The sequence below is a fragment of the Truepera sp. genome (genome assembly GCA_032027045.1).
GTDB lineage: Bacteria > Deinococcota > Deinococci > Deinococcales > Trueperaceae > JAAYYF01.
Window position 1 is genome coordinate 2,377,101 of sequence record JAVSMU010000001.1, and the last position, 13,875, is coordinate 2,390,975.

Annotated in this window: 8 protein-coding genes; 3 read left to right on the forward strand and 5 right to left on the reverse strand. The window is 67.9% G+C overall.

Translation table 11 applies throughout. The annotated features are described in order from the left end of the window. Nucleotides 1–75 precede the first annotated feature (75 nt). Both ROY82_10825 and nifJ read right to left on the reverse strand, forming a co-directional pair. The gene (locus ROY82_10825; protein MDT3682951.1) at nucleotides 76–1,092 is read right to left on the reverse strand and encodes a dihydroorotate dehydrogenase-like protein; all 1,017 of its coding nucleotides are present in this window, start codon (nucleotides 1,090–1,092) and stop codon (nucleotides 76–78) included. Continuing rightward, nucleotides 1,089–4,748 carry a pyruvate:ferredoxin (flavodoxin) oxidoreductase gene (gene nifJ, locus ROY82_10830; GenBank protein MDT3682952.1) on the reverse strand — a complete coding sequence of 1,220 codons (3,660 nt, stop codon included), beginning with the start codon at nucleotides 4,746–4,748 and terminating at the stop codon, nucleotides 1,089–1,091. The genes ROY82_10825 and nifJ overlap by 4 nt, the downstream gene beginning before the upstream one ends. 221 nt (nucleotides 4,749–4,969) lie before the next feature. Between nifJ and ROY82_10835 the strand changes: the two genes are divergently transcribed. Beyond that, nucleotides 4,970–6,040 carry a hypothetical protein gene (locus ROY82_10835; protein MDT3682953.1) on the forward strand — a complete coding sequence of 357 codons (1,071 nt, stop codon included), beginning with the start codon at nucleotides 4,970–4,972 and terminating at the stop codon, nucleotides 6,038–6,040. A gap of 127 nt (nucleotides 6,041–6,167) precedes the next feature. On the opposite strand, the gene ROY82_10840 is transcribed toward ROY82_10835, so the two are convergent. Further along, nucleotides 6,168–6,752, reverse strand: coding sequence for a TetR/AcrR family transcriptional regulator (locus ROY82_10840; GenBank protein ID MDT3682954.1), 585 nt, complete (start codon nucleotides 6,750–6,752; stop codon nucleotides 6,168–6,170). A gap of 104 nt (nucleotides 6,753–6,856) precedes the next feature. Here ROY82_10840 and ROY82_10845 point away from each other — a divergent pair, with 104 nt between their 5' ends. Further along, the gene (locus ROY82_10845; protein MDT3682955.1) at nucleotides 6,857–7,540 is read left to right on the forward strand and encodes an NAD(P)-binding domain-containing protein; all 684 of its coding nucleotides are present in this window, start codon (nucleotides 6,857–6,859) and stop codon (nucleotides 7,538–7,540) included. A gap of 417 nt (nucleotides 7,541–7,957) precedes the next feature. On the opposite strand, the gene ROY82_10850 is transcribed toward ROY82_10845, so the two are convergent. Together ROY82_10850 and ROY82_10855 are read right to left on the reverse strand one after the other, a co-directional pair. Next, nucleotides 7,958–8,620, reverse strand: a complete 663-nt coding sequence (locus ROY82_10850; protein MDT3682956.1) for a nucleoside deaminase — start codon at nucleotides 8,618–8,620, stop codon at nucleotides 7,958–7,960. Nucleotides 8,621–8,660: 40 nt separating this feature from the next. Beyond that, complete coding sequence (locus tag ROY82_10855; protein ID MDT3682957.1) at nucleotides 8,661–11,834, reverse strand: hypothetical protein; 3,174 nt, start codon at nucleotides 11,832–11,834, stop codon at nucleotides 8,661–8,663. A gap of 113 nt (nucleotides 11,835–11,947) precedes the next feature. Between ROY82_10855 and ROY82_10860 the strand changes: the two genes are divergently transcribed. Next, the coding region (locus ROY82_10860; GenBank protein ID MDT3682958.1) for an IS1380 family transposase at nucleotides 11,948–13,021 on the forward strand (1,074 nt) is incomplete at its 3' end. Nucleotides 13,022–13,875: the final 854 nt, after the last annotated feature.

Sequence of the window (13,875 nt, forward strand, 5' to 3'; positions counted from 1 at the left end):
TTGTCCGGCGGACGGCGTCCATTTCCTACTCGAGCCTAGCCGCGGCCCCGTTGGCCCGGCCAGTGTCGGATGTCCTCAGCCGCCCACCCTGTAACCGAACGAGTAGCCGGTGAGGGTCTTTAGGTAGTTGGCGCGTTCGAACGCCTCGGGGTCGGGGGCGGAGCGCTGCGACAGCGCGCCCCGCAACTCCATCACGTCGTCGTAGTCGTTCTCCCTCATCCACGTTTCGAGGTCGGCCAGTACCTGCGCAACGTGCTCGGGTCCGTGTTCCAACAGGGCCGAGGCCATGGTGACCGCGTCCGCCCCCACCAGCAGCAGCTTCACGACGTCGTCAGCGGTGTGGACGCCGCCAGAACCGGCGAGGTCGAGCCGCACCCGGCCGCGGAGGATGGCGATCCACCGAAGGGCAAGGCGCGACTCCTGGCTCGACGACAGGATGAGGTGGGGTCCCACGGTCAGCTCATCTAAGTCGACGTCCGGTTGGTAGAAGCGGTTGAAGAGCACCACGCCCTGCGCTCCGGCCCCGGCGAGCCGCTGCACCAGGTGGGGGATGGAGGAGAACCAGGGCCCCAGCTTCACCGATACGGGTACGTGGACGCTGCCGGCGACCTCCGCGACGGTGTCTATGGTCCGCTGCTCCACGTCCGCCGCCGCCACGTCGGGGTCGGTGGCGAGGAAGTAGACGTTGAGCTCGATGGCGTCGGCGCCCGCCGCCTCCAACTGCTTGGCGTGGTGCGTCCAACCGCCGGGCCGGTAACCGTTGAGGCTGGCGATCACCGGCACGCTGAGTGCCGACTTGGCGGTGCTCAGGTGGCGCAGATAGTCGTCGGCGCCGACCTCGAAGCCCGTGAACGGGTCGAAGTAGCCGGTCACCTCCGGTGAGATCTCGTGGCCGACGCGGCTGAGGTCGTCCAGCACGAGCTCCTCACGCTCGATCTGCTCCTCGAACAGCGAGGGCAGCACTACCGCGCCGACGCCCGCTTCGTCCAGGTCCAGCAACGTGTCGAGGCGGCCGGTCAGGGGCGACGAGGAGGCGATGAGTGGGTTTCTCAGCCTGAGGCCCAAGTATGTGGTCGCGAGGCGCGGGCTCATGATTCGACCTCCGTGGCGGTGCTACCAGGTGTGGCGAGAGCCTTGGCCGCGTCGCCGCTGGCCTTGTCCGGCATCTCGTGGTGAACGGCCGCGAGTTGTTCGTAGAGTGCGCGGCGCGCCTTCGCGTCGGCCTCGGCCAGCTTCATCAGGGCCGCGGCGCGTTCGGGCTGACTGCGCGCGAGTACCGAGAACCGGCCCTCACGCGAGGCCCACTCGGAGAGCGAGGCCTTGGGCGGGCGCGAGTCGAGGATGAGGGGTTGTCCGCCGCCCTCCTTGAGCGCCTCACGCGGGTCGTAGTGGTAGAGGGTGAGGTAGCCGGCCCTGACGGCGTCGCGCTGATGGGTCATCATCGTGCTCATCTCGATGCCGTGGGCGATGCACGGGCTGTAGGCGATGATCAGGCTGGGGCCCGGCCAGGCCGCGGCGGCGCGCATCACGTCGATCGTCTGCTTGGGGCTGGCGCCCATGGCGATCTGCGCGACGTACACGTCGCCGTAGGCCATGGCTATCTGGCCCAGGTCCTTCTTGCCGACCGCCTTGCCGCTGGCCGCGAACTTGGCGACCGCGGCGCGCGGCGTCGCCTTGGACGCCTGGCCGCCGGTGTTGCTGTAGACCTCGGTGTCGAGCACCAAGACGTTGATGTCGCGGCCGGTCGCCAGGACGTGGTCGAGCCCGCCGAAGCCGATGTCGTAGGCCCAGCCGTCGCCGCCGACTATCCAGAGCTGGCGGTAGACGAGGGTCTCGGCCACGGTGCGCAGCCGCGCCAGGTCGAGTCGCTCCGTTTCGCTGAGGTCGGTGGCCTGCTCGAGTTCGTCAAGCCGCTCGTTCAGCGCCTCGACCAGTTCACGCTGAGCCGCGATGCCTTCTTCGTCCCGCGCGTCCATGCCGTGGAGCAACGAGGCCACTAGGCCCTCGCCCAAGCGCGAGCCGAACCGTCCGATCAGGTCGGCGGCCTGCTCGGCGCGAGCGTCCACCGCCAGCCTCATACCGAGGCCGAACTCGGCGCCGTCTTCGAACAACGAGTTGGACCAGGCCGGGCCGCGGCCGTCCGCGGCCTGGGCCCACGGGGTGGTGGGGAGGTTGGCGCCGTAGATGGAGGAGCAGCCGGTGGCGTTGGCCACCAACAGGTGGTCGCCGAACAGTTGGCTGAGCAGCTTGAGGTAAGGCGTTTCGCCGCAGCCGGCGCAGGCGCCGGAGAACTCGAACAGCGGCTCGCGCAGCTGCGAGGCCTTGATGGGGTCGAGCACGTCGAACGTCGGGCGCGGGTAGGGCAGCTTCTCGAAGAAGTCCCAGTTGGCGCGCTCCTGCTCGTGATGAGCAACCTTGGGCTCGAGGTTGATGGCCTTGAACTTGAGGTCGGTCTTGTCGCGGGCCGGGCAGACGTCCACGCAGACGCCGCAGCCGGTGCAGTCGTCGGGCGAGACCTGGACGATGAACGCGTGATCCTTTAGCGACTCGTCGCGGCCCGTCCACGGCGTCCACTTGAAGCCGTCGGGCGACCCCTCGAGCAGGTCCTGGGGCACGGCGTTGACGCGGATGGCGGCGTGCGGGCAGGCCAGGGCGCACAGGTTGCACTGCGTGCAGATGTCGGTCTGCCAGATGGGTATCTCGAACGCTATCGAGCGCTTCTCCCACCGGCCCGTGTTCGTCGGGTAGGTGCCGTCCACCGGGAAGGCGGATACGGGCAGGAGGTCGCCCTCACCGGCCATGAGCCTGGCGGTCACGCGCTGCACGAAGTCGGGTGCGTTCTCGGGCACCAGCGCGTAGCGCCGGTAGGCGCTCTCGCCCTCGGCCGGGACGGTCACGGCATGCAGGTTCTCGAGGGCCGCATCGACGGCCGCGTGGTTGCGCGAGAGGACGGTGCCGCCGCGTTTGCCGTAGGTGCGGTCGATGGCGGCCTTGATGGCGGCTATCGCCTCGTCCTTCGGCAGCACCCCCGACAGCGCGAAGAAGCACGTCTGCATGATGGTGTTGACGCGCGAGCCGAGGCCCACGTCCTGCGCCACCCTGTCGCCGTCGATGGTGTAGAGCTTTAGGTCCCGGCTCCTGACGATCCGCTGCGCCTCGACGGGCAGCTGGTCCCACAGCTCGTCCGGGCTGAAGGGCGCGTTGAAGAGCACGGTGGCTCCGGGCGCCGCCAACCCGAGCACGTCACGCGAGAACAGCAGCTCGAAGCGGTGAACGCCGACGAAGCCGGCGGACTCGATGAGGTAGGGGCTGGCCACGGGTGCCTGGCCGAAGCGCAGGTGGGAGACGGTCACGGCGCCCGACTTCTTGGAGTCGTAGACGAAGTAGCCCTGGGCGTCGAGGTCGGTCTCCTCGCCGATGATCTTGACGCTGTTCTTGGTGGCGCCCACGGTGCCGTCGCTGCCGAGGCCGTAGAAGACGGCGCGGGTGACGTTCTGACGCTCGGTGGTGAAGCCGTCGTCGACCTTCAGGGAGAGGTGGGTGACGTCGTCGGCGATGCCGACGGTGAAGGAGTGTGGCGCTCCGGGGTCCAGCAACGCGTCGAGGGCCGCCTTGGCCATGCGCGGTGTGAACTCCTTGCTGCCGAGGCCGTAACGGCCGTTGAGCACCCGCGGGCGGGTGGCGCCGTCCGTCCAGCGCTCCGCCAGGCCCGTGAGGACGTCTTGGTAGAGCGGCTCGCCGGAGGCTCCGGGCTCCTTGGTGCGGTCCAGGACCGCCAGGGTCCTAACCGTCGCCGGCAGCGCGGCGACGAAGCCGGCCGAATCGAAGGGCCGGTAGAGGCGCACGGTCAGGAGGCCGACCTTCTCGCCGTCCGCGACCATCTTGTCCACCGCCTCGCGCGCCGCGACGGCGCCCGAGCCCATGATGACGAGCACGCGCTCGGCGTCCGGGGCGCCCGCGTAATCGAAGGCCCGGTAGCTCCGCCCGGTGCGGGCCGCGAACTCCTCGAACAACTCTTCGACGATGGGCGGAACAGCCGTGTAGTAACCGTTGGCCGCCTCTCGCGATTGGAAGAAGACGTCGGGGTTCTGGGCCGTGCCGCGCAGCACCGGCCGGTCCGGGTCCAGTGCGCGGGCGCGGTGGGCGGCCACCAGTTCATCCGGGATGAAGGCGGCTATGTCGTCCTCGCTCAGCGGCTCGACGCGGGCCACCTCGTGGCTGGTGCGGAACCCGTCCTGAACGTGGAGGAACGGCACCCGCGAGCGGAGGGTGGCGGCCTGGGCTATGAGCGCGAAGTCTTGCGCCTCCTGCACCGAGGAGGCGAACAGCATGGCGAAGCCGGTGGAGCGTGCCGCCATGACGTCGGAGTGGTCGCCGAAGATGGAGAGCGCGTGCGAGGCGATCGAGCGCGCCGCTATGTGGATGACGGCGGAGGTGAGCTCCCCGGCGATCTTGAACATGTTGGGGATCATCAACAGTAGGCCCTGGGACGACGTGAAGGTCGTGGTGAGGGCGCCGGCTTGCAGGGAGCCGTGAACCGTGCCGGCCGCTCCGGCCTCGCTTTGGAGCTGCACCACCTGGGGAACCTGGCCCCAGAGGTTGCGGCGACCCGCTGCCGACCAGGCGTCGGCGAACTCGCCCATGGGCGAGGCCGGCGTGATCGGATAGATTGCGATGACCTCGTTGACCAAGTGGGCCACTCTGGCGGCGGCCTCGTTCCCGTCTACTACGATGCGCGTCCTGGACATAGTGGCTCCTTCTCCGGCGCGGGCCGGCTCTGATGGTTATTGCCGGTCGGGCTTCAACTCAGGCTACTGGCAAGGGGCTAGGTCATATGGCCCCAGGACTCGAAAGGGGCGCCGCCAGGGGAGGGTGGTAGTCGACCCGCTGACTGCACGCGGCCGTTCTATCCTCGAAGCGGTAGCTGCCTGACGACCAACGTTCCGCCAGGGAGCAGTAGGGAGAGCCGATGCCGGACCCCAACCCCCGAGTAGAGGGCGCGCACCTGGTAGGGAGCGTCAACCTGGAGAACTCCGAGGCCGTGTTCCGCGCCGCCTCCGAGTGTTGCGGCCACGACCTGGTCAGCCTGCCCGACGGTGAGACGGGCCGACGCTTCCACTGGATCCTCTTCCAAGGCGGCGTCTTCGACGCCACGGACGGGCTCGAGCGGCTGGGGACCGAGCCCATGGAGGTGGCCGGCTTCGACGTGAGGCCCTTCGGGATAATCGAGGGCTTCGACCCGGCCGGCATCGTCTTCCCCGAGCTCGGCTACGCCAGGGCCGCAAGGCAGTCCTACGGCGTCTTCGAGCGCCTGAAGCGCGAAGGCACCACCCAGCCCAGTGTGCGCTTCCAGGTGAGCCTGCCGACGCCGGTGGCGACGGTCACCACCTTCGCTGCGCCCCGGTTCAGGGCCGCGCTGGAGGGGCCCTACGAGGCGGCGCTGCTGCGTGAGCTACGCGAGATCGTGGCCACCGTCCCGCAAGACGAGCTCACCATCCAGTGGGACATGGCCATGGAGTTCGCCCTGCTGGAGGAGGTGGAGCAGTTCGGCGGCGGGCGCATGCATACCTGGTTCGACGATCCGTTCGAGGGGCTGACGGCGCGCGCCTCCCGGCTCGGCGACGCCGTTCCGGCGGGCGTGAGGCTCGGTTACCACCTTTGTTACGGGGACGTGGGCGAGAAGCACTTCATGGAGCCGGTCGACACCAGCAACCTGACCAGCGTGGCGAACGCACTGTTCGACCGCGTGGAGCGGAGCGTGGACTTCGTCCACCTGCCGGTGCCGATCGAGCGCGACGACGACGCCTACTTCGCCCCGCTCGAGAAACTGCGCCCGCAGCTGGGAACGAAGCTCTACCTCGGCCTCCTCCACCGCGAGGACGGTGTGGAGGGGGCGCTCAGGCGCATCCGCGCGGCGGGCAAGGTCGTGCCCGAGTTCGGGGTGGCGACCGAGTGCGGCATGGGTAGGTCGCCGCGCAGCGAGATCGAGCCGTTGCTGAGGTTGCACCACGAGGCCATCGAGGCGGCGCGGCGGTTGTAGCGCGTGTTGGAGTGGTGCGGGGGCTCGATGACCCGGCAGCCTGGGAGCGGAGCCTGCGGGAAGAGCGCGAGCTGCCCGAGCGCAACTAGTGCTCAAGTCCATAACTGCGACCCGCGCGAACGACCCCTCAGCCGGGCTCGGCCTCGCAGTGCACGGCAACCAAGTGCCGGGCCGCTTCGGCCAGGTGCGCCGCCGGGCTTCCCGGCGTGCTGCCGAACGTCCTCGCCGCCATGTAGGCGCCGTCCATGAGCAAGAACAGCGCATCGGCCAGAGCCTCGGGCCGGCGCGCGCCGGCCGCTTCGGCTAGTTGCTGGAATCGCTTCTGCACCGCCTGCTTGTGTTCGATGGCCGCCTGATGACCTACCGCCCCGGCCTCCGGGAACTCGGCGGTCACGTTCAGGAAAGGGCACCCGTAGCACGCGGGGGAGAGTACGTACTCCTGCAGGTTCTCGAAGAACGCCAGCAGCTTCTCGCGCGCAGTCTTCGCGTCGGCCGTGGCCCACTCGAACTCCTCCCAGAACTGGGTATCGCTGTCGCGTAAGAACGCCTCGATCAGGTCCGCCTTGGAGGGGTAGTGGCGGTACAGGGTCATCTTGCCGACCCCGGATTCCGCCGCGATGGTATCGACCCCCGTGGCCTGATAGCCGTGCTGGTAGAACAGGCGGGCCGCGGTCTCGAAGAGTTTTTCCTGTGCGGATGTTGCACGCTTCACCGATTGCCTCCCCTTGACGCGATACAGGCCGGTATCGTAGCATGCCAGGCGCGATACAGAGCTGTATCGTACAGTTGCACGCGCAAGTAGAGAAGGAGCACTGGATGAGAATCGCAGTCCTCGGCACCAGCATGGTGGGGCAGACGCTCAGCGGAAAACTGTCTGAACTGGGTCATGACGTGATGGTGGGCACCCGCGACGTTGCCCAGACGCTGGCCAAGACGGAGCCTCACCCCTACGGCTTCCCGGCTTTCAGCACCTGGCAGCAGCAGCATCCACAAGTACAGCTAGGCACCTTCGCACAGGCCGCCGCGCACGGCGAGCTCCAGTTCAACGCGACCAACGGCGCTGTCTCGGTCGGGATCTTCCGGTCCATCGGCGAAGCGCATCTCAAGGGCAAGATCCTCGTCGACGTGGCGAACCCGCTTGATTTCGCTGCGGGCAACCCACCTGCGCTAGCAGTCGCGAACACCGATTCGCTGGGAGAGCAGCTTCAGCGGGCCTTCCCCGACCTCAAGGTCGTGAAGGCGCTCAACACCGTGACGGCCGCCCTCATGGTCGCCCCGCGCCAACTCGCTAACGGCGAGCACACCATCTTCGTGAGCGGCAACGATGCCGAAGCCAAGGACCGGGTGACCGACATCCTCAAGGACTGGTTCGGCTGGCAGGACGTCATCGACCTGGGCGACATCACCACCGCGCGGGGCACGGAGATGTACCTGCCGCTGTGGCTGCGGCTGTGGGGAAAGCTCGGAACCGGGATGTTCAACGTCAGGGTGACGCGCTGAGATGGCGTCACTCCAACCCTTGGGCCGGAGCACGCTACAGGTACCTCGACTCGGGGTAGGCGCCATGACGTGGGGCGCCCGAGCGTCGTATAGGAGTCTGGACCCACGGTCTCGATGTCACCGTTTCGACCAGGTTTCCGACGAGCCTTCTCTCCCGCACGGAGGACTTGCCTTGAACCCTTGACGCCAGCTCGCCGGCGGCGAGAAGATCGATTCACACGACATCAAGAAACACAGGAACGACATCGTCCGCCTTCTGCAACTTCTCACACCAACCCCAATCCAAGGTGTCCCCGAATCAGCCCGAAACGACGTACGCGCTTACGTGGAGGCCTTCGACCTGACCGCCGAGTCCCTCAAGAACCTCAAGGTCACCTTCAAGACCCCGCAAGAGATCACCGAGCTCCTGCAGGTCGCCTACTCACTCGGAGGCTGACTCGCGCCCACCAACACGTCCCAGGCCCGCCCTGCAGAGGCGCCCCGCTGGGCCAGCTCATGAATCACCCCGCTCTCCCGCAACTCCTCACTAAGTCCCCAGGCACGTGGGAACGCCTCGAGCCAATCCTCCAAGAAGGCCCCGGTGGCAGCCGACCCCCAGCGGAGCAACTGCAACACCACTAGCGGCTCCTCGAGTTCCTGCACCGGCCCCTCCACCAGCGGTCCCTGTCTCCGGAGGTAAGGAACCGTCTCCGCCATGGAGGCCGCCCCGGCCCACACGTCTCGCGAAGCGAACACCACCCGCGCCACACCGGCCATCCGGGCGGCCCCCATGCACAGTGGGCACGGTTCGGTGGTCGTGAAGAGCGTTGGTCGCGGCTCGGGGCGGTCGTAGCCCATCTCTAACAGCGCGTTCAGTTCGGCGTGCGCCAGGGGCGAGCCGGTCAGATAAGGGGTGCCGGGTAGATGTGGCGCCTGCGGATGCGGCTCGGAGATGCGGTTCCTGCCACGCGCCACGACCTCGCCGTTGGCGTCGAGCACCACCGCGCCTATGGGCAGCGACCCTCTGCAGAACGCCTCCCATGCCTGCTCGAGGCAAGCGCGCCACACAGCGGGGAGCCGAGCGAAGGCGGGATGGGTCATGCCCGCACCCGGCCGCGGCCCCGGTTCGGCAGCACTAGGGTCACACCCGAACGGCCGCGGCCAGCTTCGCGCCAACCTCCTCGGCGAGCCCCGTGACGACCGGGACCAGCTCCGTCGGCGGCACCTCGAGCCAGCCGGCCACGAGCGCCTCGGTGGCCGGCGGCAATTCGGGAGGAAGCATGGCGCCGGCGCGGCGGCGCACGTAGTAGCGACTGGCGGCGTGGCGCGCTGCAAGCGCCAGCGCCGCTGTGGGGCACAGGCTCGGATCGAGGGCATGCGCGGCCGTGAAGACCTCGAGCGCCAAGGGCAAGAAGGTGTAAACCACCGCGTCGCCCAAAGCGGACCCGAGGGCCTCCAGCGCCACGGCGCGCTGTCGTTCGGCGGTGGCCGGATCGCCCGCGGCGGTCGCGGCCAGGCTCTTCGCGCGCGCCAGTTCACCCCTGAACAGCTGCTCGACGGCGCTCTCGTGCAGGCGGACCCGGACCGTGAACCCGTAGCCCCTCAAGGTGCCGAGCACGGCGAGGTGCTTCTCGGCAAGCGCCGTGTCGCCCGCTTGGAGCGCCAGGCGGCACAGGGTCTCGCGGCAGAGGCGGTCGGTTGGCACGCGCTCCGCGACCTCGCGCGCCGCCTCGAACTCGCCGCGGGCGTCGTGAAGGTGCGCGGCGGTGAACTCGATGGGCGACAAACCCTGGCTCAAGTAGGTGCGCATCTCGTGCTCGGAGCTGAGCCGGTAGGCCGCCTTCAACCGCTCCTCGGCCCGCTCAAGCTCGCCGATGTTCACCAGTTCGAGCGCCTGCAGGCAGTAGTAGCGCAGGAGAAGATCATCGCGACCCCCCTCGCTCTCCTCGAGCGCGATGGCCTCCTCCTGGCACGCGATGGCAGTGGCGCTATCGCCGTAGGCGTAGTGCGCCTCGCCGGCCTCGCATGCCAAGCAGAGGGTGAGCTGCGCCGTCGTGCCGCGCTCGACGCATATGCCGTGGGCTCGCTGCGCCAACTCCTCGAGGTCGGTCGCCAACGCCATCACCTGTGAGAGGCTGCTGTATGCGGAGCCGAGAAGCTCCTCTTCGTCATGCCGTTCGAGCAGGGCGATGGCGTCGCGCCAGCTGCGGCGGGCCGCCTCGGCGTCGCCCCGGAAGGCGTGCGCGAACCCCAGGTGGTAGTAGAGGGGGCCGAGGTCGTCCTCGCGCCCAAGCACTTCGTGGATGGAACAGGCCTCGACAAGCAGCCGTTCGGCGCCCACGGGGTCGTCCCAGTCCATCATGGCCGCCTGCCACCGCAGCACGCGCGCGTGAAGCAGGGAGTCCTTGGCGGCTACGCCGTCGGCTATCTGGAGCAGCCGTTTGAGTTCGGTCGTACGACCACGCAGGAGCAGGAACCTCGCCGTCATGAATATCGCCTGTTCGAGCAGGTCGGTCCTGGCGGCGTCGGCCGCCCACTGCCACGCGGCTGCCAAGTTGGGGAAGTCAGGAGCCAGTTCCTCGAGCGCTTGTCGCTGGCCCGAACGCTGGACGAACGAGCGCTTCGACGCGAACCATGCGGTGTAGTGGGCCGCGTGCAGCTCGCGCCACGTGTCGGCCTCGGGGTAGGCCTCGAGCTTCTCGGCGGCGTACTGCTGCACGAGCGGATGCAGCTCGAAACGGTTCCCGTGTCGTCTGATCAGCGATCGCTCGAGGAGCGCGGTGAGTAGCCTCACGTCGAGGCCCAGGACCTTGGCGGCGGCGGTGCGGGTGAACCCGCCTCTGAAGATGGCGCAACCTGCGAGCGCCATGCGCTCCGCTGCGCCCAGCCGCGACCAGGAGTTGTCGAAGATCGCCCTGACGCTGGGGTAGCCGTCCGCCGTGCCGCCTTGGCCCTCCCCAAGCACGTCGAGCGTGTTCCTCAGCTCGCTGAGGAGTTCGCTGGTGGGCAGCAGGCGCGAGAGGGCGGCGGCGAGTTCGATCCCCAGTGGCGACCCGGCGACCAGCTCGCAGATGCTGTGCACGCTGGCGTCGTCGGCAGCTTGCGGCTCGAAGGTGCGATCGTAACGCCTGGCCGTCTGAACGTAGAGGTCAAGGGCGTCGCTGGGTGCTTCGGCGCCCGGCCCGGGCCGACCAAGCGCGAGTCCGGCCAGTTGAAACTGCGTCTCGGCCACCGACCCAAGGGGCTGACGCGCCGTGACGATCACGTCGAGCGCCGGCATCTTGCTCAGCAGCGCCTCGATCTGTTCCGGCGGCGACGCGGTCGGGTCGAAGTCGTCGAGCACGAGCAGACCGCCGGCGGCGGTCTCGTCACCGCCGGCCTTGTCCGTCGCGCGGCGACCGCGGTTCCGTTTGCTCAACATGGCGCTTAACAGGGCCGCGAACTGGTCGTCGGTGGGGCCACCTCGCAGCGGAACGAAGTGGACCTGCGAGTACCGCCCCGCCCCGGCGAGCCGCCGCGCGAGCTCGAGCGCCAGCCTGGTCTTACCGATGCCTCCCAGGCCCGTGATGGTGACGAGGCGCGCGTCGCCCTCCAGCAACCCGATGAGTGAACGAAGCTCTTCCTCGCGGCCGACGAACGGGGTGAGGTCGGCCGGCAGGCTTTGCAAGGCGACGTACCCAGGTTGCGGCGGCGGTTCCGGTAGCGAGACGCCAAAGGCCTCCGCCTCCTCGCGCAACGCGCCCAACCTCGGGCTGTCGGTGGCCGCCAGGAGCGCGAGCAGTCGCTCCATCCGCGGCGCGTCACCTCCCCCGTCGTGCGCCAGCGTGACGGCTCGCTCCGCCAGACGGCCGGCGGTGGGGACATCGCCATCGGCGAGGGCACGTTCCGCGAGCTCCACGAGGGCGGTTTGGGCCGACAGGGCGAGCATCTCGCGGGTGGCGTACAGCCACTCCTCGAGCTCCAAATTGCGGGAACCGATGTCCACCCCCGCGAGGAACTTGCCCTCGTGAAGCCGGGCCACAAGGTCCCAGTCGTGGTTGGCGAGGGCCTCTCTCAGCTTCAGGGCGTCACAATCGACCTCCGCGGAGACGCGCGACCACTCGGACCGCACCAAGCTCGGCGCGGCGGCCCGGAGTTGCGAAAGCGCGACGGTCAGGCTCTGGCGCGAATCAGCGGCGTCGGGCCAGAACAACTCCGCGAGGTAGCGGCGGTCCTGTGGCCCTTCGAGCACCAGGTATGCGAGCAAGAGCAGCGGCTTCGGGCGGCTGAACCGAGCGTCCGACAGTGACATGCCCCCCAGGGTGCGCAGAAGCATCGCATCACCCGCTTGCGCTAACCCGGATTATGCATGAGGCATGAGAAGAGAAGGCCTTCATTATGGTAGAAAGTGTGTGTGGCACAAGCTTTCTACCAGGTGGAGGCCTTCTTGTGAGAGAGAATATCACTTCGCAGACTGTGCTGTTCGAGGGTGGCTTCGTGAAGCCGGTCGTGGCGGCRTTCGATCAGCCGGCGAGCAGTTCCGATGGCGGGGCGTTGCTGCTGAAGTTGGCGGATGACCGTCTTCGKTTGACGGCGGCGGTGGCGGGCGCGCTGCCTGATGCGCGYGAGGCGGGCAAGGTCAGGCATTCGTTGCTTGCCGTCGTTCAGCAGCGGGCTTYCGGGATCGGGAACGGTTACGAGGACGCCAACGAYGCGGCGCGCTTACGAGATGACCCCACTCACCAGTTGCTGCTCGGCCGGGTGCCGGGGACGGGTAGTGAGTTGGCGTCGCAGCCGACCATCTCGCGCCTTGAGAACGCCTTCGACGAGAAGCAGGTCGCAGCGGCGAGCGAGGCGGTCAGTGGCGCGGTGCTGAACCGCCACCAGCGGAGGCTGCGCCGGAACGCTAAGCGCATCATCATCGACGTCGACGCCACCTGGGATGACGCTCATGGTGAGCAGCAAGGCGCSTTGTTCAACGGCTTGTACGGCAACCACGGCTTCTTGCCGCTGCTGGCGTTCATCCAGTTCGACGACGAGGCCGAGCAGTACCTGGTGGCCKCCCTGCTCAGGCCGGGTAACGCCGGYAACGATCAGGTCTTGAGCTTCCTGAGCGGCGTGATCGAGAACGTCAGGGCGCACTTCCCGAGGGCGCARGTGACGCTGCGAGCCGACGCGGGCTTCGCTATCCCCAGCGTGTTCGAGTACCTSGAYGATCACCRGGTGCGTTACGCCATCGGCATGAGCAGCAACAGCGTCTTGAAAGAGCACGCCGAGCCGGGCATGGCKATCGCCAGGGCGCTCAGCGAAGCCAGCGGAACCAGCGAACGCGTCTACCTGGATAAGCAGTACCAGACCAAGAAGAGCTGGCCGCACTCGCGACGGGTGATCATCAAGGCCGAAGTCACCCGCTACCCGGGCAGGATCCCGCGGGATAATGCGCGGTTCGTCGTCACCGACTTAGTCGGCGATGCCGCCTTCGTCTACGAGAGTGTCTACAGCCGCAGGGGTGACGTGGAGAACNYRCRTCAAGGAACTCAAGARCGCCATCCGCATGGACAAGACGAGCTGCACGAACTTCGCGGCGAACCAGCTGCGAGTAATCTTGCACGCCACGGCGTTCGCCCTATACCAGGAGATCCGCTTAGCGGCGACCGGCACGACCTTCGCCAGCGCACAAGTGACCACCATCAGGGAGCGGCTCATCAAGTTGGGCGCCTGGTTCAAGACCAGCACCAGGAGAATCGTGATCCACCTGCCCCAAGCAGCGCCATGGCGCAACGAATGGGTGACCATCGCAAGGCGGTTAGCCGCGCCGCCCGCCTGAGGCAAGGCCACAACAACAAACCCAGAATCCGGTAATCAAGGCGCCACCGGCCGGCGAAGCGCGCCCAGGGACMCCCGAAAACACGCCCGGGACACCCGGAACCAGCACCACCGCCCCGAACCGGTCACCATCAGAGTCCGAACCGCAACCCGGCGCCAAAGTCCGGGCCTTTCGCACCCCGGAAACCGACCCCAGCGCGACCCTCATGAATAGAGCGGGCTAAGCCGTGATGTCTGAGTGCTCTCCGACGATCCCATGACCCTCCAGGTTGCGCGGGGTAACCAGACGAAGCGGCGAACTACGGCTGCCTTTTGTCTATGCTGCGTCCCCGGTGGACGAGCACGAATCGCGAGCCATGGCGCCCGACGACGCGGGGCTCATCTCGAGGTCGTTGAGCGGTCGTTGCCCCACGGTGAGGCCAAGTTTACGGTTCGCGCTCAAGTTTACAACATTCTCAAGGCTTATTCTCGGTTGAGGGGGCGCTGCGATACGCTCCCGAGATGGGCTTCTTGGTTTCCACCTCGCGTGATTCTTCGCCCAACCGGGATTG

Excerpts from the sequence above, each read along its gene's own strand:
- nifJ (MDT3682952.1), bottom strand. The coding sequence starts at position 4,748 with ATGTCCAGGACGCGCATCGTAGTAGACGGGAACGAGGCCGCCGCCAGA.
- ROY82_10835 (MDT3682953.1), top strand. The coding sequence starts at position 4,970 with ATGCCGGACCCCAACCCCCGAGTAGAGGGCGCGCACCTGGTAGGGAGC.
- ROY82_10845 (MDT3682955.1), top strand. The coding sequence starts at position 6,857 with ATGAGAATCGCAGTCCTCGGCACCAGCATGGTGGGGCAGACGCTCAGC.
- ROY82_10850 (MDT3682956.1), bottom strand. The coding sequence starts at position 8,620 with ATGACCCATCCCGCCTTCGCTCGGCTCCCCGCTGTGTGGCGCGCTTGC.
- ROY82_10855 (MDT3682957.1), bottom strand. The coding sequence starts at position 11,834 with ATGCTTCTGCGCACCCTGGGGGGCATGTCACTGTCGGACGCTCGGTTC.
- ROY82_10825 (MDT3682951.1), bottom strand. The coding sequence starts at position 1,092 with ATGAGCCCGCGCCTCGCGACCACATACTTGGGCCTCAGGCTGAGAAAC.